We start from the raw sequence: 22,868 nt of genomic DNA, 5'->3' as shown, positions 1-22,868 counted from the left end.
TCTTATTTTCAATGTTTTAGTTGAATGACGTTGGTTGCGCTTTAATTTTCGTTCGAGGGTTTATCTTGTTCGTTGGTTTCACTTTCAACAAGTAGTTTTTCGCGATGCTGTTTGCGCTTTCTGACTACTCCATAGCTTCCAAATATGGAATACAAGGCGGGAACGAAAATGAGCGTTACAATAGTGGAGAATGTCATACCACCTACAATCGAAATACCGAGCGATTTCCAAATTTCCGATCCTTGTCCGGTGCCAATAGCCAAAGGAATCATACCCAAAATGGTAGTTAAAGCAGTCATCAATACAGGCCGAAGTCTGGAATGTCCGCCGTGAACTACTGCCGAAATAATAGACATTCCTCGTTCGCGATTAAGATTGATATAATCGATGAGCACGATACCGTTTTTCACAACCATACCCACCAACATGATCAGACCGATGAATGCCATAATTCCAAGCGGAGTCCCGGTGATGGCAAGTAATAGCAACGATCCGATAAAGGCAAATGGAACAGATAATATAATGATGAAGGGGTAGGTGAGAGATTCGAATTGCGATGCCATCACAATGTAAACAAGCAGCGTGGAAACAATTAGGAGTATCAAGAGATCGCCAAAGGCTTCTTGTTGATCTTCGAGTGAACCCGTAATTTCAATGCTGATGCCGGCTGGAATAGAGGTACTGTTGATCGCCTGATTTACATCCATAACTACCTCATTTAGAGCTCTGTTCAGAATATTGGCTTGAACAGTGACAATGCGTTCTCGGTCTTTTCTATCTATTTGCGGAAGTGAAGAGCTTTCACTCACAGTTCCAAGATCGCGAACTTTTACGCCAACCCCCATGGGATTGTAAATCGTGATATTTTGAATATCTTCGATCGATTGGCGGTTTTTTTCATCGAAGCGTACGGTTATATCATACTCTTCTCCTTGTTCGCGATATTGAGATGTAATCAGACCGTTCACCCTGTTACGAATGGCGCTTGCAGCCGTACCCATCGTAAATCCGTTTAGAGAAAGTTTTTCTCGATCGAAATCTATTTGATATTCAATGCGGTAATCTTTACGAGAAATAGTTACGTCTCTTAGTCCATCTATCTTCGAAAGTTTTGTTTTCAACTCTGATGCTATTCTATCCGTTGTGGTTAAATCGTAGCCGTAGATATCCACATTCAAGTAGCTTCCACCCATAGTGGACATTCTTCCTCCTCCGGGTTGGACATTATATCGGTAAAGCTCCGGCATTTGGGCCAAATCGTTTCTAATTTCATCCGAAATTTCAAAAATCGTTTTCTTTCGTTCGCTTCCATCTACCATGCGAAGAGTAAAATTAATAAGGTTGGTGCCATTATCTTGCATTGAGGCAAACAGATTGTCTTCATCGGCCTGACCTACAGTAAATGTTGCAATCTGAATTTCGGGATATTTTTCGCTAAACAGTTTCTCAATTTTCAATCCGATTTCCCGTGTGATTTCGACACGTGTACCGGTTGGCATTTCTACGCTAATAGCAATCTGATCGTTATCGGCAGCAGGCATAAACTCGGTTTTAAGAGTGAGTGCCGAAATAATGGCTCCAGCAACAAAAATTACGGCTATCATTCCAATCGTAGTCCAACGATGACGTGTTGCCCAATTAATTAATCGTGCATATTGCTTATCAAGATTGTTAAGCAGTGGCAAGATTGTTTTTTGATACCATCTGTCGAAACCATTGTTATTCATATCTTTGGTTGCTCTCAACATGTGCGAGCTCATCATTGGTGTGAGGCTCAAAGCAATTGCCAAAGACAAACCGATAATAATCGTTACCATCCATCCGAGTTGTTCGAACATTATACCGGCAAGACCGGTTGTCATTGTCATCGGTAAGAATACGGCTATAATGGTGAGCGTGGATGCGATAATGGACAACGAAACCTCCTCCGTACCATAAACGGCTGCTTGTTTGGGGCGACTTCCCCGTTCCAAATGTGTAGTAATATTTTCGAGAACTACAATCGCATCGTCCACCACCATACCGATAGCTATTGAAAGAGAAGACAATGAAATGACATTAATGGTGTTCCCTGTGAGCATCAGGTAAATGAACGAACCGATAAGTGATATGGGAATGGTTGTCAACACAATGATGGTTGCTCTCCATCGTCCAAGGAAAAACAGTACTACAACTCCTACTATTATCAAGGCAAGCAAAATGGTTTCGGTCAAACTGTTGAGTGCTGCCTTGATGTAATCTGAAGTATCTGTAACTATTTCAAGTTTAATGTCGGGTGGGAGATTTTTTGTTAGTTCAGGAAGTCTTTCCTTTACAGCCTCTACTATATTTACCGAGTTTGCTCCCGTTTGTTTTTGAATGATGATGGTAGCACTGCGTTTGCCGTTGGTGTAGCTTTCCAGTACACGACTCTTAATCGTATCTACCACAAAGGCAACGTCATGCAAATATATGGGACTTCCTTTGCTGTTTCCCACAATCAGGTTGTTCAACTCTTTACTATCTCTCATTTCCCCTTCGAGACGCAACATATAAGTTTTGGAACCTACATCGAAATTTCCAGCGGGAATATTTACGTTTTCAGCTGCGATAACTTGGGCTATTTGCTCGAGAGGGAGTTGATAAGCTTCCAGTTTTTCGGGAGTTACATTCACTTGAACTTCACGCTGACTTGCTCCGGAAATTGCAACAGTACCGACTCCTTTTATTCTGTTCAGTGGATTTACGATTTGTTCATCCAGAATTTTGTACATGGCTTCTGAGCTTTGATCGGCTGTAGCCGAAAGCATCATCACGGGGATCATGTCTGTACTAAATTTCAATAACATGGGCGATGAGGCTCCATCCGGTAAAAATTGGGAGGATAGCTCCAGTTTGTCCCGAATATCGTTCATTGAAGCATCTGTATCGGTTCCATATTCGAATTCAAGCATGATAACCGAAACTCCGTCACGAGATTGCGAAGTGATATGTTTCAAGTTTTCGGTTGCGTTCAATACATCTTCCATCGGACGCGTTACGTTGGTTTCTACGTCATCCGCTCCGGCCCCGGGGTAATAAGTCATTACGGATATTACGTTCATTTCGATATCGGGTAGTAGGTCGACCGGTAACTGGAAATAGAAAATAAGTCCGATCAAAACAAGTCCGATATAGATTAATGCCGTACCTATAGGATTTTTTACTGCACTTTCGTATGGTTTCATTTGTAACGTTTTTTCGTGTAATTTATTGTTACGGGCAATTTTATTGGTTGATATTTGACACTACTTCAACTTCAGCGCCATCAATAAGTCCTGCGCTTCCGTCAACAATAATTCTGTCGCCTTCGTTCAAGCCCGAAACTATTTCATATTTATCATTTAATCTTGTACCTAATTCAACTTTTGTGTAAACGGCTTTTCCTCCTTTTTCGATGAAAACATATCGTTCATCCGTGCCAACCTGTTTTTGAACTGCTCTATCCGGTATTACGGGATGTTCTTTCGTCCCAAAGTTCATCGTTACTCTTGCAAACATACCCGGTCTGAGAATTGAGTTGGGATTGTTTACCGTGATCTCTACGGGAAAAGTATGGGAAATGGGATCTATGGTTGGATAAATAACCGAAATTTTCCCTTCGAAAGTTTGATCTCCGATTGCATCTGCCTGTATTTGGACAGGAGTGTTTTTGGATACTTGCTGATAATAGGTTTCTGAAACGTTGATCAATACTTTTACGGGGTTGATATTTTCTATTACCAGAATTGGTAATTGTGCAGCCACATCACCCGGATCGTAATTGCGAGCTGTAACTACTCCGCTAATAGGGCTTATAAGTGTCGTATTTTCGGTAAGGTTGGCGATCATTGATTCCATTACTTGGATTTGCGACTCCAACTGATCGAGTTGCTGTTTGGAAATACCTCCCACTTTATATAGTTCGAGATACCTTTCATGATCTCTTTTGAGTGTAGATAGTTGAGTTTGTTGTTGTGAAAGGTTTGTTTGATCCATTTCAACCAGTTTCTGCCCTTTCGAAACGGGAGACCCCACATCCACTAAAATATTCCTGATGCGCCCGCCCATGGCCGGAGCAATATTGTTTTTCAGATTGGCTTCAACGGTTGCCGTAAATTTTGCAAGCTGATCTACCGAAACCACTTGCACTTCCTCAACGGTAACTTTTCTTTTTTCCGTTTCGGTTTGTGTCGAAGATTCTTTGCCTCCGCATGAAGCGAGCAATAATACTGCCACTAAAGGAGCGCATTTGATGATGTTGAAAGATGTTTTCATAACAAAAAAATCATTACTTTATTATTGTTTTTTCTATTTATTTATCTACATTCACGGGTTCGATGGTATATCCAAGAACTTTTTCGAGATCGGCTTTGGCAGCAAGATAGTCGTAAATCGCATTTTTGTATTGCAATTCGGCATTGGTTACCCCTAATGCAGCCGAATTAAGTTCTACAATAGTGCCCATGCCGGTTTCGTAGCGCTTCAAAGTGATGTCGTACCCTTTTCGAGCTTGTTCTACCGACGATTGGGTAGCCACGATTTGTTCGATATTTTTATTAATCAGATCAATACTGTTTTTAACTGCAAGTTTCAGATTTCGCTGAAGATCTACGCGTTGATATTGAAGTTGATTTATCTGCAATTCTGTTTGTTTCAGATTGTTATATCGTTGCCCTCCGTTAAACAATGGTATTGATAAAGTAATTCCCACCGTGGAGTATGGATCCCATTTATAGTCGTTAAATTTGAAATCGTTGTTTTGACTTATATAGGTATATTGGAAGGATGACACCAATGACGGTGCAAATTGTAGTTTTTGCATTTCGTACATTTTTTTTACTTTTTCGGTTTGCAAATCAAACTGTCGTAAGTCGCTGTTCTGCAACAACGAGGTATCGGCCGGAATCACGGCATCAAACATGCTTTGATCGTAATCGTCCAGCGTACCGACTATTTTCAAAGGAATATCATTATCAATTCCCATGTGGAGTTTAAGCTGTAATTCGGCAATTTTCATCATGCTTTCAGCCTGTAACATGCTCGGTATGATGCTTTTCAATCTGACGTCAGCCGTGATCACATCATATTCAGGAACAATTCCCTGTTTGTATTTATTGGTGATATTTTCCAGATTGATGGAGTCGTTTACGTACGTTTTTCGGAAAAGCATATAACTGTCGTGTGCCAGCATAAGGCTATAAAACGATTTCGTCACTTGATTTACCAAATTGATTTTTGATGAACGAGCCTGTTCCATTGATGTTTGAATATCAATTTCGCTCATCTGGATATTTTTCCAGAGTGATGGCACCACCAAAGGCAGACTTATGTTCATTCCCCCTGTGTACATGTTCCAACGGCCTACCTGAATGCCGTCCTGAGCACCTTCGGCGGGTGTCATCATTTTACCGAGAACTTCCACTACTGTACGTTCCACTTCGGTAGTATATTGTGTAGGATCGATATCGCTACCGAAAAATCCTCCATCGAGATACATCGTTTGCTTTTTAATAGTCCGTTGGTATTGCCCAATCAGATTGATTTCCGGAAGCAAGGCTCCATAAGCACTCTTTTTAGCATATTGCTTTTTTGTAATTTCCATATCGGCAACCTTAATGTTCGGGTTTTCGCTCAAAGCAATTTCGAGAGCCGTGTTCAAGTCAATCGATAAGCTGTCGCGTTGTTGTGCGTTTGCATTTGATAATCCTAACAATCCGCAAACTAACATCATAATTTGAATAGTCTTTGCTTTCATCTTAATTGTTGTTTCTGTTTTTTGATGTATGTTTTTTTACTTTTCACAAGCGTTTTTTGCCAGATAATCGTCGATAATTTTTATCCCTTTCTCGGTAGAAATGCCACGAATGAAACTGATCATCATCGTGAAAAATAATTCCTGGAAAGAAAATGGTGGTTTTTCAAGATAGGATGCCCTAATGTATATGTTTGTACTTTCTTCCATCAAAAAAGCGGTAACATCCACATTTAAGTCTTTTCGGATATATTCCTCGCGGATACCTTTCTGCAATAATTTTTTTGCCTGATTGATAGATTTTTCATTTTCTTTCCTTATCCGTTCATAAATATCAGGATAGTATTTGTAGATATCTTCGAAAAATTTTACACTGATTAGCCGTTTGTTTCTGTGAAACTCAATGATGCGAATAAAGATCTCGGCAATATTGTCGCTTTTGTCGATGATTTGGGATAGTTCCTTCTCATTATCTTCTTTGGCCTGCAATAAAAATGTATTCAGTATCTCTTCCTTGTCTCTGAAATTCTCATAAATAGTGCGTTTCGAAATTCCTATAGAAGATGCCAGATAATCCATAGATACGTTTTTTATACCGTTCTCCAAAAATAATTTTCCGGCTTCTTTTACGATACGTTCCTTTACGTCCATCTTTATTGCAAATTAAAAACGCGCAAATATACGACGAAAACTTGAAAGCCAAAATTAGTTTTCTAAGTTTTAACAATATTTACCTACTATGTGATTTGCTTGCAGAAAGGCGTTGTGGTTGAAGTGGGAGAGCGTGAGGATGATCCTTTATGTAACTGTTTGGGCTAAAACGCCAAATGCCGATGAATTGTTCGATCATCTATTAAAAAATCAATTCCGTCAAATTTTCTGATTTGCCATTTATGTTACATCAACTTGTAAAATATCGTGAATGTCGGTAGTATATTCTTTTGTTAAATGTTGTTGTTTTTTTCGTAGTGGATCATTATCTTGGGCCGCCAATCGTATAATTTGTTTTCCATATTTGCCGTTGACGGCATCGACTTGAGCTATCAATTGTTTATGTTTGGGATTTGAATTGAAGAATAGTGAAGGCTGGTAGGCATTGTCGTCCACAAAATCGATTAAAATGACCCTGCTCTTTTGTAATGAAGTCCTTCGCGAAAGATGTGCTTCAGTCCTTTTACGGCAAATTCAACTATTTCGAGCGATGAAGAAGTCGGAAATGGAAATTTCATCTGCTCATTGTTGGCGTAAAAATCTTCGTGTCGATTAAATCTATTGGTTTCCACAAAAACAATCAATCTGCTGCACATCGAATGCTGATTTCGAAGCTTTTCGGCGCTGAGAGTGGCAAATCACCGTCGGCGAAATCTTCGGCCATCGAGCTGCCGGATTGGAAGAAATCGAAATTATCCGTTGAAACTAATGTATGCATAAGAAATACAACATAACAGTACAAAAATACACGATAATTTTTAAACAATATACCGAATTTGAAATTTGATAGAAATATTGCCGAGAAATTAGAAGTGTCAGTATTTTATTTTTCTATCAAATTTCAATTATCTATTGTAATATTCAAAAATAAATTCTACTTTTGCACCTCGAATTTCGAGTACTAATTCGTTGTACGTGATGGCGAGATAGCTCAGTTGGTTAGAGCGCATGATTCATAATCATGAGGTCGGGGGATCATGCCCCCCTCTCGCTACAATGTTAAGGAAAGAGGTTGATATACGAATATCAGCCTTTTTTGTTTTTTGAAGCCTATCTTTTTGATAAATAGAAGAATATGCTTTAAAAGCCGGAGGTTATTAAAAAAACACCAAATCGATGATATTTGCGATAATATAATAGGAATAGATTTTATACCTTTGTAGTTCTTTAAATATAGAAAGTTATATATGTCGAAGAAAATAAATGCTGCGCTCATCTCGGTATATCACAAAGACGGGTTGGATGAAATACTGGAGTTGCTCAACGATTTGAATGTGAGACTGATTTCCACTGGAGGAACGCAATCGTTTATCCAATCGCAGGGATATGAATGCGATTCGGTGGAAGATATTACCGGCTATCCATCCATATTGGGTGGTAGAGTGAAAACGCTTCATCCTAAAGTGTTTGGGGGTATCCTTTATCGTCGCGACAATGAAACTGATCGTAAACTGGTAAAATCTTATGATATACCATCGATCGATCTGGTTGTTGTTGATTTGTATCCTTTTGAAGAAACACTTAATCAAGGTGCAACAGAGGAGGAAATCATCGAGAAAATAGATATTGGTGGAATCTCGCTTATTCGCGCCGCTGCAAAAAACTTTCAGGACACAATTATTGTAGCTTCCAAAAATCAGTATCAACCATTGATTCGGTTGCTCAAAGAAAAAAAAGGCGATTCCGATCTCGACGATCGCAGATGGTTTGCAAAAGAAGCTTTCGCAGTATCATCTGCCTATGATGCAGCCATCTTCAATTATTTCGATCGTGAAAAAGCGTCAGCTCTCAGATTGGCGATAGATGGTTCACGATCGCTTCGTTACGGCGAAAATCCACATCAAAAGGGAATTTTCTACGGCGATTTCGAAGCTTACTTCGAACAATTGCATGGGAAGGAAATATCCTACAATAATCTGCTCGATATTGATGCTGCCGTTTCTTTAATGTCCGATTTTGACGAAACTTCCATCGCTATTCTCAAACACAACAATGCTTGCGGCTTGTCGTCTCGTCCTACGGTGAAAGAGGCCTGGCAAGCTGCACTCGAAGCCGATCCGGTTTCTGCCTATGGCGGCATAGTGATAGCTAATCGACGTGTTGATAAAGGAGCCGCCGAGTTGATCAACGAAATTTTTTTCGAAGTGATTATCGCCCCGGCATACAATGATGATGCGCTCGATATTTTGAAACAAAAGAAAAACCGTATAATTTTACGTTATAAATCGGAAGCAAATGCTTCTCAATCATTGTCATATCGTTCTGCTTTAAACGGAATATTGGCTCAGGAAAAAGATGCGAGCGTTCAATCAATATCCGACATGAAAGTTGTTACACGGACTGAGCCTACTTTGGCTGAAATGGAGGACTTGGTTTTTGCCAATAAAATAGTAAAACATACCAAATCGAATGCAATTGTTTTAGCTAAAAATAAACAGCTTATAGCTAGTGGAACGGGCCAAACTTCTCGTGTAGATGCACTTAAACAAGCGATCGAAAAAGCCGAATCATTTCACTTCGATTTGCATGGCGCGGTGATGGCTTCGGATGCTTTTTTTCCGTTCCCGGATTGTGTACAGATTGCTCACGAAGCCGGAATTACTGCCGTTGTGCAACCGGGAGGTTCTGTTCGTGACAATGAATCGATTGATTATTGCAACGATCATAGCATAAGCATGGTTGTTACCGGAATTCGTCATTTCAAACATTAACGAATCAAATTTTAAAAGACACTAATTAACAAAATTAATTATTTGATCGATAGATTTATGCGATGAATATTTAAAGCTCTCGGTCAGATTGTAAAATATATACATAACAACTATGGGATTATTTTCATTTACTCAGGAACTGGCGATGGATCTCGGAACGGCCAATTCCATCATCGTGAATAATGTTGGAAAGATATTGCTCGACGAGCCATCGATTGTGGCACTCGATCGCAAAACCGACAAAATGATTGCTTTGGGTGAAAAAGCAAGGCAAATGCATGGGAAGACGCACGAAAATATTCGTACCGTAAGACCGCTTCGTGATGGCGTGATTGCCGATTTCAACGCTGCCGAGCAAATGATTCGGGGAATGATTAAAATGGCCAATAAAAATCGTGGAAATGGTTTGTTTTCACCTTCATTGCGCATTGTGATATGCATTCCTTCGGGAAGTACAGAAGTCGAAATTCGCGCTGTTAGAGATTCGGCCGAACATGCAGGTGGGCGCGATGTCTATATGATCTTCGAGCCGATGGCTGCAGCGTTGGGTATAGGTCTCGACGTAGAAGCTCCCGAGGGAAACATGATTGTGGACATAGGCGGAGGTACCACAGAAATTGCAGTAATTTCTCTCGGCGGAATTGTTTCGAATAAATCTATCAAAATTGCAGGTGATGACCTTACTGAGGATATTATGGAATACATGGGTCGTCAGCACAACATGAAAGTAGGGGAACGTACGGCTGAGCAAATAAAAATAAATGTGGGTTCGGTTCTTACCGAATTACAAGATCCTCCGGAAGATTTTATCGTGCACGGACCCAATCGAATGACCTCGCTTCCGATGGATGTTCCTGTTTCGTATCAGGAAATTGCTCATTGCCTCGAGAAATCGATATCCAAAGTCGATTCGGCTGTTCTGAGCGCACTCGAGCAAACTCCCCCTGAATTGTATGCCGACATTGTTCGCAATGGCATTTATCTCACCGGTGGAGGTGCATTGCTTCGTGGTTTGGACAAACGACTGACCGAAAAAATCGGCATTCCGTTCAAGGTTGTGGACGATCCGCTTCATGTAGTTGCTAAAGGCACCGGCATAGCATTACGCAATATCGACAAGTTTAACTTCCTGATGAGATAAATTTCGGATTTATTCTTCAAAAATATTCGATTTGTTGTTCTTAACGATCTTATTTTTGCAACTCAAAAAGGAGAGTACGGAAATGTGCAATTTATAAACCGGACGACCGTTAAAAAGTGAATAGCTTCTCATGCGTAATTTTATCGATTTTCTGATCAAAAAGAGTTCGTGGATATGGGCTATTTTATTAACCGGTGTTAGTTTATATTTAGTATTCACTCAGAATTCATATCAACGAAGCGTCTATTTGACGTCGGCAAACCGAGTGACGGGTGAGATTTATAAATTTTCCAATCAAATTGTCTCCTACGTTCATATGCAACAAAATAATCGGCAACTTCTGGAAGAAAATGCCCGCCTGCATAACGAAGTGGAAACTTTGAAAAGTGTCATAGCCGGTTTCACGACGGATTCAATTTATTATAGTCACGCTTTTGCGAATGATTCTACTACGCGACCACCACAGTTCGATTTTATACCGGCTACTGTAGTGAATAAGAGCATTTCGGGGGTTAATAATTTTCTCACTCTCGACAAGGGGATACTTGATGGCGTAAAATCTGATATGGGGGTAATCTCTCAAACGGGAATAGTCGGCGTCGTTTTTAATGTTTCGGATCATTTTTCGGTTGTAATTCCTGTCGTCAACCCAAAATTCAGAGTGAGTGCCAAAATAAAAAATTCCGAAAATTCGGGATCGCTTGGATGGTCGGGACCCGAATTAAATATAGCTCAACTCGAGCAACTGCCAAAGCATGAACCTTTTCGTTCGGGAGATACAGTAGTAACGAGTTACTCACGTATATTCCCGAAAGATTTAGTGATTGGATATACTGTTTCTGTCGGAAAATCCAAGGATGATAATTTCAATTCGTTCAATATCGAGCTTGCATCCGATTTTCACAGCTTGCAGCATGTAATGATCATTCGCGACCGATTTTTTGATGAGCAGAGTAAACTTGAAGAATCTATCAGTATTCCATGAAGGTATCAATGATATTCGAAATAGTGCTTTTTGTAGTTTTGATAGCTTTTCAAACTACAATTTTTAGCCGGATTAGTGTTTTTGGCGTAGCTACACCTATTCTTTATATTTATTTTCTGATAAAATTGCCGATGGGCAGAAATGTGTTTTATGTCATTACTTCCGGATTTTTGATGGGACTTATTATTGATATCTTTCTGAATACTCCCGGAATGAATGCTGCAGCAACCACCATAATTGCTGCATTACGCAAACCATTGCTCAATGTTTTTTTCTCTCGTGACGATTATGAGGAATTTGTTCCAAGTATTTATTCTTCAACCAAATCGTTTATCCGTTTTGTTATTGTCATAACGATCATGCACCAAACGCTGCTGTTTTTCATCGAATCATTCACTTTTTTCAATTTATCGTACACAATTGTTCGCATCTGTGCATCATCGGTACTCACACTCGTACTGATTTTTGCACTGGATGGTTTAATGTATAGGAAATCAAGTGGAATACAGGCCTGATAATTTGTTTGAAAACCGAAAATTTGTCATCGGCGGCATTGTAATAGCCGTTGTCTTGCTTTATATTATCCAGCTTTTTCGATTACAAATTCTTAGTCCCGAATACAGAGCGTTTGCCGACAGCAATGCTTTTTTTCGTAAGACTTTATATCCGGCAAGAGGTTCTATTTACGACAGAAACGGAAAACTCATTGTTTTTAACGAGCCTACTTACGATATAATGATGAATGTGAGGGAAATGACGGCGAGTAACTTTGATACGCTTGATTTTTGCCGTGCGCTCGATATCGATAAGATGAAGTTTGAACAGCTCTTGTCCGACATGAAAGACCGTCGAAAAAATCCGGGATATTCGTCCTATACTCCACAATTATTTATGTCACAACTTGATGTCAGAGAGTTTGGCTTGTTGCAGGAGAAACTATATAAGTTTCCGGGAGTATATATACAAAATCGCACTCGTCGTCAATACAAATATCCGAATATGGGGTTAATTCTCGGATATGTTGCCGAGGTTGATAAAAACAAACTTGATTCGGATCCTTATTATGTCAGAGGCGATTATGCCGGAAAATCCGGAATAGAACGATTCTATGAAGAGGACTTACGAGGTGTAAAGGGCGTGGAGATACTCTTGCGCGATTCGAAAGGCAGAATTCAGGGAAAATACAAAAACGGAGCCGAAGACAAAGCTCCTCAGTCAGGCCGTGATCTGATGTTGGGTATCGATATCGATCTGCAGGCTTATGGCGAATATCTCATGCAGAACAAAATTGGTGCAATCGTGATGATTGAGCCCCGAACAGGAGAAATTTTATGTATGATTGCTTCTCCTTCCTACGATCCATCTCTTCTTACAGGGAAAGATTTCGGGAAAAATTATTTGGAATTGGAACGAAATCCATACAAACCACTCATCAATAGAGCCATTTCGGGTATGTACCCGCCCGGATCAACTTTTAAACCGTCACAGGGGGCAATTTTTCTACAAGAAAATATTATTAACACCCAAACTCAATTTAGTTGTTACCATGGATATCCGCCGTTAGGTGGCCGACCGGCATGTCACGGTCATCCTTCTCCTCTCTCCATAGTGCCGGCATTGGCTACTTCCTGCAACTCATTTTTTTGTTACGGATTCAACGCAATGCTCAGCAATAGAGAACATTATTCGTCACAAGATCAAGCTTTCGATATTTGGGGAAACTATATGTCGAATATGGGTTACGGACATAGATTGGGAATTGATCTTCCTTCGGAAAAAACGGGTTTTATACCGAACAATAAATTTTACAATAAACTCTGGAAAGATAATTGGAACGCACACCGGGTGATTTCGATTGCCATCGGACAAGGTGAAATCTTGGCTACGCCTTTGCAAATAGCTAATTTTGCTGCCATTGTAGCCAATAGAGGTTATTATTATGCTCCGCATGTTGTACGCCAACGCAAAGGAATTGCGCTCGATTCACTGTACAGTAGGAGGCACGAATCAGGAATTGATAAATCGGTTTTCGATATAATTGCAGACGGAATGGCAAATGCGGTAACTTCCGGCACTTGTAGAGCCGCAAACTTGGGGACGGATATTCAGGTTTGTGGAAAAACGGGAACGGCTGAAAATCCACACGGCGAAGATCATTCACTTTTTATGGCGTTTGCTCCGAAAAATGATCCGGAGGTAGCGATCGCCGTTGTTGTGGAGAATGGAGGGTTTGGTGCGCGTAATGCAGTGCCTATCGGTCGCCTTATGTTGCAAAAATATTTTCGCGATTCAATTCCCGAAAGTGATAAATGGATTGAGGAGCAGATTGCTTCACGAGAAATTTTACCTTTTGTTTATCAAAAAAATGCGATCATCAAAGGGCAGTCGGCGAATGTGAATCAGTAATTGAGATAAAAGAGATGTACAACGTATCCAACGGGACAACAGATAGGGGCAGAATCGACCGGTTTACGGCCGGTTTGTACCTTGTTTTTTTGTTTCTGGGTTGGTTGAGTGTTTATGCGGCCAGTTACGATTTGGAAAATGCAAAAAGCCTATTCGATCTTTCGGGAAGAGCAGGAATGCAGCTGATTTGGATAGGTACATCGCTTGTGTTGGCTTTCGCTCTCATGAAAAGCGATACCGGTTTTTTTGAGACTTATGCGTTTGTTTTTTATGCTTTTGGTATTGTATTGTTAATCATAACACTGGCTATAGCTCCCGAAATCAAAGGATCTCGATCATGGCTGGTATTGGGACCGGTGAGATTGCAGCCGGCCGAGTTTATGAAGTTTGTCATTGCTCTTGCTCTTGCCCGAGTCTTCAATACTTATGGCTTTCGACTTTTAGAGAGAAAAAATTTGCTACTCGTGCTTGCCATCATACTATTGCCCACAGCATTGGTAATTGCACAAAGTGAAACCGGAACTGCTTTGGTTTATTTGAGTTTACTACTGGTACTTTTTCGAGAGGGAATGCCTGGAGCAGTTTTTTTGATTGGTGTTGCTCTGGTTTTGTATTTCGTATTGGGTATAAAGTTTTCCGACATTCCTCTGGGATCCCTTTCTCGAGGTGAATTTATTTCGATTTTGCTAATTATTCTTTTCTCTGCCGGCATGGTATGGAGTTATATGAAACGAAAAGAAGTTCTTTCTTTCATGCTTGGAATTCCTTTTGTCGTTTTTCTGATTGCGCTAATCGCCGGCCTTTTCGGAATAGAAATTGATTATGGTCTTGTTGCCCTTATAGCTTTGTGTGGTGTTTTTCTTTATGTATTATATTTGGCTCTTCGGTTTCGAAAAAGAACTTATCTCCTTATTCTGATTTTTATGGCGGGATCTTTTGCTTTTCTCGAATCTGCCGAATACATGTTCAATGATGTGCTTAAACCACATCAACAGATGCGTATCAAAGTTACCCTCGGTATGGAACGCGATCTACATGGCGCAGGTTATCATGTTGAACAATCGAAAATAGCTATTGGCTCAGGCGGCCTGTGGGGTAAAGGTTTTCTTAATGGAACTCAAACAAAATTGAAATATGTGCCCGAACAAGATACCGATTTTATCTTTTGTACGATAGGCGAGGAAATGGGATTTGTCGGATCATCTATTATTTTGTTGCTCTATCTCATATTCATTCTTCGGCTTATCTATCTTGCCGAAAGGCAGACTTCTGTTTTCGGTCGGGTGTATGGATATTGTGTAGCGTCAATCTTTATTTTTCATGTAATGGTGAATATCGGTATGGTGGTTGGCATATTGCCGGTCATTGGCATTCCGTTGCCTTTTTTCAGTTATGGAGGTTCGTCACTTTGGGGCTTTACGATTCTCTTGTTTATTTTTTTACGTTTGGACAAAAATAGAAGAGTTTGATGACTTGAAGCATTTATAATCATTCAGATGTAGAGTTATTGTTAATTGGGGAATGACGATGTAATGAAAAGTATTTTCGAAATTAAATCGATTGTTCACGTTCGCACTGATTTTCCGGGCAAATTCGGAATACCGCATCAGAGTGGAATGGTGGAATCGCTTGAAGGAACAATCGTTTTCGAACCTGAATATCGAATTCGCGAGTCTCTGAGAGGGTTGAGAAATTACTCTCATTTGTGGCTTATTTGGGGATTTTCGGAAACTGTTTGTGAAGGTTGGTCGCCAACAGTTCGTTCTTTTCGTTTGGGCGGAAATATTCGTGGTGGACATTATGCCCTTAAAAGCAAAATAGTCGAACCATATTTTTATTGAAACGTTAATACAATCAAAATTGATATCGATAAAATACAACAAAAAATGGGAATAATTAGAAGCATTCTCGACACCGATCTCTACAAATTTACTACAAGCTATGCTTATTCCAAACTTTTCCCGCGTGCTTATGGCGAATTTGAGTTTATCGATCGCAGCAACGGCGATTATCCGGACGGTTTCGATCAGTTATTACGCAACGAATTGGAAGAAATGAGCAAACTTTATCTGACAGCGGATGAAGAAAAGTTTGTGCGAACCAAAATGCCTTATCTTCCACCCACCTATATCGATTTTCTGAAAGGATATCGCTTCGATCCTTCGGAAGTGACGGTTAGGATGGAAAATCATAAGCTTCATATCAACGCTTCTGGATTACTCTATCGCGTTACACTTTGGGAAACTCCGATTTTGGCTACCGTATCGGAGCTTTATTTCCGCACAACGGGTCAGATTCCGGATTTGCGTTACATGGAACAAGCCGCTATCGAAAAAGCACACAAAATGAAAGAAAACGGCATCGTTTTTTCACTTTTCGGAATGAGACGTCGTTTCAGCTTTGATGTGGAAGACCGTGTTACGAAATTGCTCAAGCAGAATGCCGGAAACAGTTTTTTTGGGACGAGCAACGTGTATCTGGCTTTCAAACATAATGTGAATATTTCGGGAACGCATCCCCATGAATGGGTGCAGTTTCACGGGTCGCTATACGGATATAAGATGGCCAATTATATGTCGATGGAAGATTGGATCAACGTTTACGATGGCGATTTGGGAACGGTACTGACGGATACGTACACTACGGACGTGTTCTTACGAAATTTCAGTAAAAAGCATGCTGCTCTTTTCACGAGTCTTCGTCAGGACAGCGGCGACCCTTTTTTGTTTACCGATAAAGTGATCAAGCGATACGAGGAGTTGAAAGTAAATCCAAAACTGAAATATATCGTTTTTTCGGACAGTCTGAACGTTGACAAGGCAATCGAAATCAAAAACTATTGTGGCGATCGGATAGGTGCAACTTTTGGCATTGGCACAAATCTGACTAATGATGTTGGAAACGATATCAAGGGGATGAATATTGTGATGAAACTTTTTCGCTGCAAAATGACCGCCAAAGAACCATGGCAGGAGTGTATCAAATTGTCGGATGTTGATGGAAAACACACCGGCAGCGAAAAGGAAATTCTTTTGGCACAGCAAACTCTGGGATTGATTTGACAATGGTTGCGATGAATTGTATTTCATTTCACCCACATCAAATCGCTCATGATTCCGTCAGAAATGAAAATACCTTTGCGTGTGAGCTTTAAGTTCCCGTTTTCGATTTTCAACAGCTGATTTTCGAGATATTTCCGGGCATTCGTAAGACAGTAATTGTATAATTCTTCGCCAAACTTCGATTTCAACTGTTGGATATCCGCGCCCCATATGGTGCGCAATCGGGTGAGAACAAATTCGTTATATTGGGTATAAATATCGAGATGTTCGATCTCTGAGGGTAGAGTGCCATTATTTATTCCTTCGATATATCGTGTGAGCGAAGCCACGTTCCATGATCGATTTTGTCCGTCGAATGAATGGGCGGCAGGCCCTAATCCGAGATATTTTTCATCGCTCCAATAGGAGGTATTGTGACGAGAGTAAAGGCCGTCCTTTGCAAAATTTGAAATCTCGTAGTGTACAAATCCGTTTTCGGTGAGGTGTTCGATGAGTAGCGAAAACATTTGGTTGCTCAATTCTTCGTCAACAGCATGTACTTTCCCGTTACGTCGAAGTGCTTCGAGGCGGGTGTGCTCCTCGTAAATAAGATGGTAAGCCGAAATGTGCTGTATATCGAGCGTTATGGCTTGTTGAAGATTTTTCTCCCAAATTTCGATAGTTTGGGATGGAAGTCCGTACATCAAATCGATGCTGATATTATCGAATCCGTTTTTTTGGCAGGCAGCAACGGTGTCGATCGCTTGTCTTGCCGAATGTCTTCTGCCCAGAAATTTTAGTTCGCTTTCGTCGAAACTTTGCACCCCCATGCTCAATCGATTGAACGGAAAATCGTGAAGCATTTCGATATAATCGTTCGTTAAATCATCCGGATTGGCTTCCAACGTGATTTCGGCCTCAGGATCGATTGAATATTCGCGAAAAAGTGTTTCGAAAATTTGTTCGAAATGCCTTGCATTCAGCCGCGAAGGCGTACCTCCGCCGAAATAAACGGTGTGAACGGATTCGCCAATTTCTTCTCTTCTCAGTCGTGCTTCGGCGCAAACTGCTTTTACGAAATCGTCCATGCGGGCTTCATTCGTAATGGTGTAGAAATCGCAATATATGCAGCGCGTTTTGCAAAAGGGAATATGGATGTAGATGCCTGCCATTTTGACCTGAAAAGGAAATGGATTTTGATTTATTTTTCCCTTTCGGTCAATTGTTTGTAGGCTTTCAGATATTTTTGCAAACGAGCCAGTTCGTGATAGGGAACCTCGTTCCAACGACGAATATCCATATTGTCGGACAAATCGTTGATTTTTACACGAGTAGCGATGTCATTTTTTTCGACGCGTAATAAATATTCGTCATACGATTCGTTATCGCGACGGCTCATGGCGTCAATTCCTTCCACAATTTCTTCCGAAAAGCCTTCGGCACGCAGCTGTTCAAGAGTCCAGGAAGTGTCTTCGATGACGTCGTGCAATACGCCGACAATTTTTTCCTGCAAAGTCTGCCCGGCATTCATCACGCGGAATGGATGTTCGATATAGGGGCGGCCGTTGTTTGTATCGAGTTGTCCTTCGTGAGCTGAAATGGCTATTTCGATGGCATGATTGAGTTGTTCTTTCAAATTCATAATTCTGCAATTTTTTGTTTTACGGTTTCCGGTTCGTCGGTCGTGATGAAATCCACGCCCAAATCGATTACTTTTTGTATATCTTTGGGTGAATTTACGGTCCACACATTCACTTTCAAACCCTTTTCGTGAGCCTGTTTCACCCATTCCGGATGCTGATAGAGCACATTGTAATGATAGTCTAATCCCGCGGCTCCCATCGTTGATAGTTCCGCGGGAGTGAGATCTCCGTTCAAATAATATATCTTGGCTTCGGGATCAAGCTTACGCACTTGTTCTACAAAGTTTTTTCTGAAGGAAATATATTCGACTTTGCTTTGCAAATGTCGGTTGCGAACCATTTGAATCACTTTGGCAGCCAATTCATCTTCGTGCGCTTTTTCTTTATGCGTTTTAAATTCCACAATGAGTTTTGTATTTTGACATGTAGCGAAAGCGTCAAGATAAGCTTCGAACGTGGGTAATGATTCACCGTTTGCCAGTTTCACCTGTTTTAGGGTATCTGTCGTAGTTTCTTCCACCGTCAACTTTTTGCCATTCAGCACCACTGTCGCATCATGATTCACCACGGGAATGCCGTCTGCCGAAAGCCATATATCTACTTCCGAACCATACACGCCAATGGAATCGGCTTTTAATAAAGATTTTATCGAATTTTGAGCCGAGCCTTCCGTCTTCCAGTAGCCACGATGAGCAATCACTTTTGGTTGGGCATGCATTGAAAAACATATGCACAAACTGATCAAAGTGGCGTTTATAATTCGATAAAATTTTTTTTGTGAGTTCATAACTAATGCTATATAATCAAATTTTGGAAGCAAATGTACATAAAAGTTTATACATATACACAGACCCATAAAAATTAAGGTTTTCAAGTTTCGCAAGTTCGGTTCTATGTGAAATACCGTGAGTAATCGAAATTGAGTTTGACTCACGAATTCCGGATGGCGCACTCTTTTTTGTGTTTCTCCTCCTTATACCGGTGATTGGAAGTTTGAGGCTGGTGAACCGGATATTTAGTCGAAAGTTCATATAGTTATAAAGTTCATAAAGTATTACATTCGACTTTCACTTTCCACTTAATTGTCAATTATCAATTAAATCATTACAACCACCAGGGACAGTGCGGGGGTTATGATATTTCTTCATTTCCGACTTCTTCATTTCTTTTCTTTCTTAATAGCGCAACTTTCAAAACTTGTGCCGGTAATAACTGCAGTTTCCAAACTGCCTGTTGTTTTGCGTCCAAATTACGCTGACGCTAAACTTGAACGAGTTGCGTAATGGCATAGATGAATATCTGCACCGGCAAAAAGTGACAAACAGAATTGCAATTTGTAATTCGCAACTTGTAATTCCAATTTTTCCACTTCAAACTTCATCCATTGTTTGAGTCATACCATCGTCGTATTTGCGTCGTACTTCGCTCTTGTTAACCTTACACAAACTCCCCCAAAAGAGAATCTTTCAAATTTAAAACTAATAAAACAGTAAGTTACTGTCTTCTACCACCTCGACTCCGGATCTAATAGATTTCAGTAACCGGCAATGAACATTTTCTTTTTAGAGATGCCGATATAGGCACGATAATACATATTTTTGCCGGTAATTCAAAAAAAATTAAAAACTGATGAAATCAATGGAGGGAAGAGTTGAAATTTATTTCATGCTAAACTCGATTGACCACTTTCGTCTCTTTTTTGCATTTTATCCGAAAATCCGTACCTTTGATTGTTTTTTGGAATTAGAAAAATACAAGAAAAATTACTTTACCTAAAACATATGTCTTCTGAGGAAATATTGGACGATGAATTAAACGAAAAGGATGAGGCGAATAACGGTGACGAACAGAAAGGACTCGATTCATCGGCGCATTCAAATGCACCTGTCAAATTGGGCAACGACGCTCCGATGAGCTTGCCCAAGATGTATCAGGACTGGTTTCTCGATTATGCTTCATATGTTATTTTGGAACGTGCCGTTCCCCATATCGATGACGGATTGAAACCTGTGCAACGACGCATTCTTCATGCGATGAAACGCATGGATGACGGTCGCTACAACAAGGTGGCCAACATTATCGGAACCACCATGCAATATCATCCGCACGGAGATGCTTCCATAGGCGATGCATTGGTGCAGCTCGGTCAAAAAGAATTGTTGATCGATTGTCAGGGAAACTGGGGCAATGTGCTTACCGGCGATGGCGCCGCTGCACCCCGATATATCGAAGCCCGGCTGTCGAAATTTGCTCTTGAAGTTGCTTTCAATTCTAAAACTACCGAGTGGAAACCTTCGTATGACGGTCGAAACAAAGAACCAATAACCTTGCCGGTGAAATTTCCACTTTTGCTTGCGCAGGGTGCCGAAGGAATTGCCGTTGGATTATCGTCGAAAATTTTGCCGCATAACTTTAACGAATTGTGCGATGCATCGGTAGCTTATCTTGAAGGAAAAGAATTTAAACTTTATCCCGATTTTCAAACCGGTGGACAAATCGACGTCGAAAAATATAACGATGGCGAGCGTGGCGGTTCGGTCAAGGTACGCGCTACAATCGGCAAACTCGATAATAAAACGCTTGTCATTAGAGATATTCCTTTCGGGAGAACTACTTCGAGTGTGGTTGACTCTATCCTGAAAGCCAACGATAAGGGCAAAATCAAAATAAAAAAGGTGGACGATATTACCGCACAAAATGTGGAGATTCAGGTTCAACTGGCTCCCGGCGTTTCGTCCGACAAGACCATCGACGCCCTTTATGCCTTCACCGATTGCGAAATCAGTATTTCGCCCAATTGCTGCGTTATCGATCAGGATAAGCCTCATTTCCTTACGGTGAGCGACGTTTTACGTCGATCGGTCGATCGTACGAAAGATTTGTTGCAAAAGGAGCTGGAAATCGATAAATCGGAGAAAGAGGAAGCGTTGCTTTTCGCTTCTCTCGAAAAAATCTTCATCGAAGAACGTATCTATAAAGACAAGGAATTTGAAAATGCCCAAAATATCGACGTTGCCGTTGCTCATATCGATAAGCGATTGGAACCGTTTAAGCCTCAATTTATAAGAACGATCGTTCGAGACGATATTTTGCGATTGATGGAGATAAAAATGGGGCGCATTCTCAAATTCAATTCCGACAAAGCCGATGAGCAAATTGCGCGATTGCGAGAGGAGATTGAAGAAATTGATCATAATCTCAACAATCTGGTCGATTACACCATCGCTTGGTATCTGTCGTTGAAAGACAAATACGGGAAGAATTTTCCCCGAAAAACCGAAATACGGAATTTCGAAAACATCGAAGCCGTGAAAGTTGCCGAAGCCAACGAAAAACTTTATATCAACCGCGAAGAGGGGTTTATCGGCACCGGTCTGAAGAAGGACGAATTTGTATGTAACTGTTCGGATATCGACGATATCATTATTTTCTTCAAAGACGGAAAATATAAAGTGGTGAAAGTGAGCGAAAAAATGTTCGTGGGAAAAGGAATACTTTATGCAAATGTTTTTAAGAAAAACGATACGCGCACAATCTACAATGTTGTGTATCGCGACGGCAAAACGTCTCCTCACTACATCAAACGTTTTTCGGTAACGGGCGTTACGCGTGATAAGGAATACGACGTTACCCGAGGAACACCGGGTTCACGCATTGCCTATTTCAGTGCAAACCCTAACGGCGAAGCCGAAACGATACGTGTGTATCTGAAGCCGAAGCCGCGCATGCGAATTCTGCAATTCGAAAAAGATTTCAGTGAAGTTGAAATAAAAAATCGACAAGCTATCGGCAATCTGCTCACCAAAGCCGAAGTACACCGCATACAGCTTAAGCAAAAAGGCATTTCGACACTTGGTGGGCGTAAGGTATGGTTCGATCCCGATGTGTTGCGGCTCAATTATGATGGCAGTGGCATCTATCTTGGCGAGTTTCAGGGCGACGACAAGATCTTGGTTGTTACCAAAAATGGGGATTATTCGGTTTGCACTTTCGACTTGAGCAATCATTTCCCTTCGAATTTGTTGAGGATTGAAAAATTTGACGAGCATAAAATCTGGACAGCAGCTCTTTATGATGCCGACCAAGGATTTGCTTATCTGAAACGTTTCACTTTCGAACCAACGGAAAAAACGCTCAATTTCATAGGAGAGAATCCCGAATCGAAACTTTTTTTGCTTACCGATACGGTTTATCCTCGCATTTTAGCTACTTTTGGAGGAAACGACTATTTTCGAGAACCATTGGAAATAGATGCCGAAGAATTTATCGGCGTAAAAAGCTATAAAGCCAAAGGCAAACGAATCTCGAATTTCCGAGTCGAAAAAGTCGAAGAACTTGAGCCAACCCGTTTCCCCGAGCCGACGCCTACAGAAGAAACATCCACTAATGTGGAAATAGAAGAAGACGAAAACAACGAAGCATCCCCATCGGATATATTGGATGAGATTACCGGTCAAATGAAACTTTTTGATGATTAA

General features: G+C 40.7%; 17 protein-coding genes, 1 tRNA gene and 1 pseudogene. 10 read left to right on the top strand and 9 right to left on the bottom strand.

The features are described from left to right. Positions 1 to 41: 41 nt before the first annotated feature. The 6 genes and pseudogenes from EJN84_RS00590 to EJN84_RS00565 form a co-directional block, all read right to left on the bottom strand. On the bottom strand, positions 42 to 3,206 hold the full coding sequence (locus EJN84_RS00590) for an efflux RND transporter permease subunit (RefSeq protein WP_129593603.1): 3,165 nt from the start codon (positions 3,204 to 3,206) through the stop codon (positions 42 to 44). A 40-nt stretch (positions 3,207 to 3,246) separates the two neighbouring features. Continuing rightward, a complete protein-coding gene (locus tag EJN84_RS00585) occupies positions 3,247 to 4,275 on the bottom strand; it encodes an efflux RND transporter periplasmic adaptor subunit (protein WP_129593602.1) in 1,029 nt (342 codons plus the stop codon). A gap of 37 nt (positions 4,276 to 4,312) precedes the next feature. Further along, positions 4,313 to 5,755 (bottom strand): TolC family protein, encoded by a 1,443-nt coding sequence (locus EJN84_RS00580; protein ID WP_238943880.1) that lies wholly within the window; start codon positions 5,753 to 5,755, stop codon positions 4,313 to 4,315. 36 nt (positions 5,756 to 5,791) lie between these two features. After that, entirely contained in the window at positions 5,792 to 6,403 is a 612-nt protein-coding gene (locus EJN84_RS00575) for a TetR/AcrR family transcriptional regulator (protein WP_129593601.1), read from the bottom strand. 240 nt (positions 6,404 to 6,643) lie between these two features. Beyond that, complete coding sequence (locus EJN84_RS00570; RefSeq protein ID WP_165003990.1) at positions 6,644 to 6,859, bottom strand: DUF4113 domain-containing protein; 216 nt, start codon at positions 6,857 to 6,859, stop codon at positions 6,644 to 6,646. An 8-nt stretch (positions 6,860 to 6,867) separates the two neighbouring features. Continuing rightward, positions 6,868 to 7,077 (bottom strand): annotated as a pseudogene (locus EJN84_RS00565) (DinB/UmuC family translesion DNA polymerase); the annotation flags it as partial. Positions 7,078 to 7,383: 306 nt separating this feature from the next. On the opposite strand from EJN84_RS00565, the gene EJN84_RS00560 reads away from it, so the two are divergent. The 9 genes from EJN84_RS00560 (at position 7,384) to pncB (ending at position 16,768) form a co-directional block, all read left to right on the top strand. Next, positions 7,384 to 7,457: transfer RNA gene (locus EJN84_RS00560), tRNA-Met, on the top strand. A 193-nt stretch (positions 7,458 to 7,650) separates the two neighbouring features. Next, the gene (gene purH, locus EJN84_RS00555; protein ID WP_129593598.1) at positions 7,651 to 9,174 is read left to right on the top strand and encodes a bifunctional phosphoribosylaminoimidazolecarboxamide formyltransferase/IMP cyclohydrolase; all 1,524 of its coding nucleotides are present in this window, start codon (positions 7,651 to 7,653) and stop codon (positions 9,172 to 9,174) included. A 112-nt stretch (positions 9,175 to 9,286) separates the two neighbouring features. Further along, on the top strand, positions 9,287 to 10,315 hold the full coding sequence (locus EJN84_RS00550; RefSeq protein WP_129593597.1) for a rod shape-determining protein: 1,029 nt from the start codon (positions 9,287 to 9,289) through the stop codon (positions 10,313 to 10,315). Between the two features lie 130 nt (positions 10,316 to 10,445). After that, positions 10,446 to 11,300, top strand: coding sequence for a rod shape-determining protein MreC (mreC, locus tag EJN84_RS00545; RefSeq protein WP_129593596.1), 855 nt, complete (start codon positions 10,446 to 10,448; stop codon positions 11,298 to 11,300). Further along, positions 11,297 to 11,815: a rod shape-determining protein MreD gene (gene mreD, locus EJN84_RS00540; RefSeq protein WP_129593595.1), complete on the top strand. Its 519-nt coding sequence runs from the start codon at positions 11,297 to 11,299 to the stop codon at positions 11,813 to 11,815. Before mreC ends, mreD begins: the two co-directional genes overlap by 4 nt. After that, positions 11,799 to 13,706, top strand: coding sequence for a penicillin-binding protein 2 (gene mrdA / locus EJN84_RS00535; protein ID WP_129593594.1), 1,908 nt, complete (start codon positions 11,799 to 11,801; stop codon positions 13,704 to 13,706). The genes mreD and mrdA overlap by 17 nt, the downstream gene beginning before the upstream one ends. A gap of 14 nt (positions 13,707 to 13,720) precedes the next feature. Further along, the gene (gene rodA, locus EJN84_RS00530; RefSeq protein ID WP_129593593.1) at positions 13,721 to 15,175 is read left to right on the top strand and encodes a rod shape-determining protein RodA; all 1,455 of its coding nucleotides are present in this window, start codon (positions 13,721 to 13,723) and stop codon (positions 15,173 to 15,175) included. A gap of 63 nt (positions 15,176 to 15,238) precedes the next feature. Next, positions 15,239 to 15,547 (top strand): TrmO family methyltransferase domain-containing protein, encoded by a 309-nt coding sequence (locus tag EJN84_RS00525; protein WP_238943879.1) that lies wholly within the window; start codon positions 15,239 to 15,241, stop codon positions 15,545 to 15,547. A 45-nt stretch (positions 15,548 to 15,592) separates the two neighbouring features. Then, positions 15,593 to 16,768 carry a nicotinate phosphoribosyltransferase gene (gene pncB / locus EJN84_RS00520; RefSeq protein WP_129593592.1) on the top strand — a complete coding sequence of 392 codons (1,176 nt, stop codon included), beginning with the start codon at positions 15,593 to 15,595 and terminating at the stop codon, positions 16,766 to 16,768. Positions 16,769 to 16,791: 23 nt separating this feature from the next. Here pncB and hemW read toward each other — a convergent pair whose 3' ends face one another. Genes hemW through EJN84_RS00505 form a run of 3 tightly spaced genes read right to left on the bottom strand, consistent with a single transcriptional unit; the run spans position 16,792 to position 19,108 of the window. Continuing rightward, a complete protein-coding gene (gene hemW, locus EJN84_RS00515; RefSeq protein WP_129593591.1) occupies positions 16,792 to 17,919 on the bottom strand; it encodes a radical SAM family heme chaperone HemW in 1,128 nt (375 codons plus the stop codon). 29 nt (positions 17,920 to 17,948) lie between these two features. Further along, positions 17,949 to 18,389, bottom strand: a complete 441-nt coding sequence (locus EJN84_RS00510; RefSeq protein ID WP_129593590.1) for an HD domain-containing protein — start codon at positions 18,387 to 18,389, stop codon at positions 17,949 to 17,951. Then, entirely contained in the window at positions 18,386 to 19,108 is a 723-nt protein-coding gene (locus tag EJN84_RS00505; protein WP_129593589.1) for a glycerophosphodiester phosphodiesterase, read from the bottom strand. Before EJN84_RS00505 ends, EJN84_RS00510 begins: the two co-directional genes overlap by 4 nt. Before the next feature lie 1,063 nt (positions 19,109 to 20,171). On the opposite strand from EJN84_RS00505, the gene EJN84_RS00500 reads away from it, so the two are divergent. Beyond that, positions 20,172 to 22,868 carry a DNA gyrase/topoisomerase IV subunit A gene (locus EJN84_RS00500; protein ID WP_129593588.1) on the top strand — a complete coding sequence of 899 codons (2,697 nt, stop codon included), beginning with the start codon at positions 20,172 to 20,174 and terminating at the stop codon, positions 22,866 to 22,868.

Source organism: Seramator thermalis, from assembly GCF_004138125.1.
In the GTDB taxonomy this organism is placed as follows: domain Bacteria; phylum Bacteroidota; class Bacteroidia; order Bacteroidales; family Dysgonomonadaceae; genus Seramator; species Seramator thermalis.
Note: the sequence above shows the minus strand (reverse complement) of the source record. Positions and strands in the feature narration are given on the sequence as shown.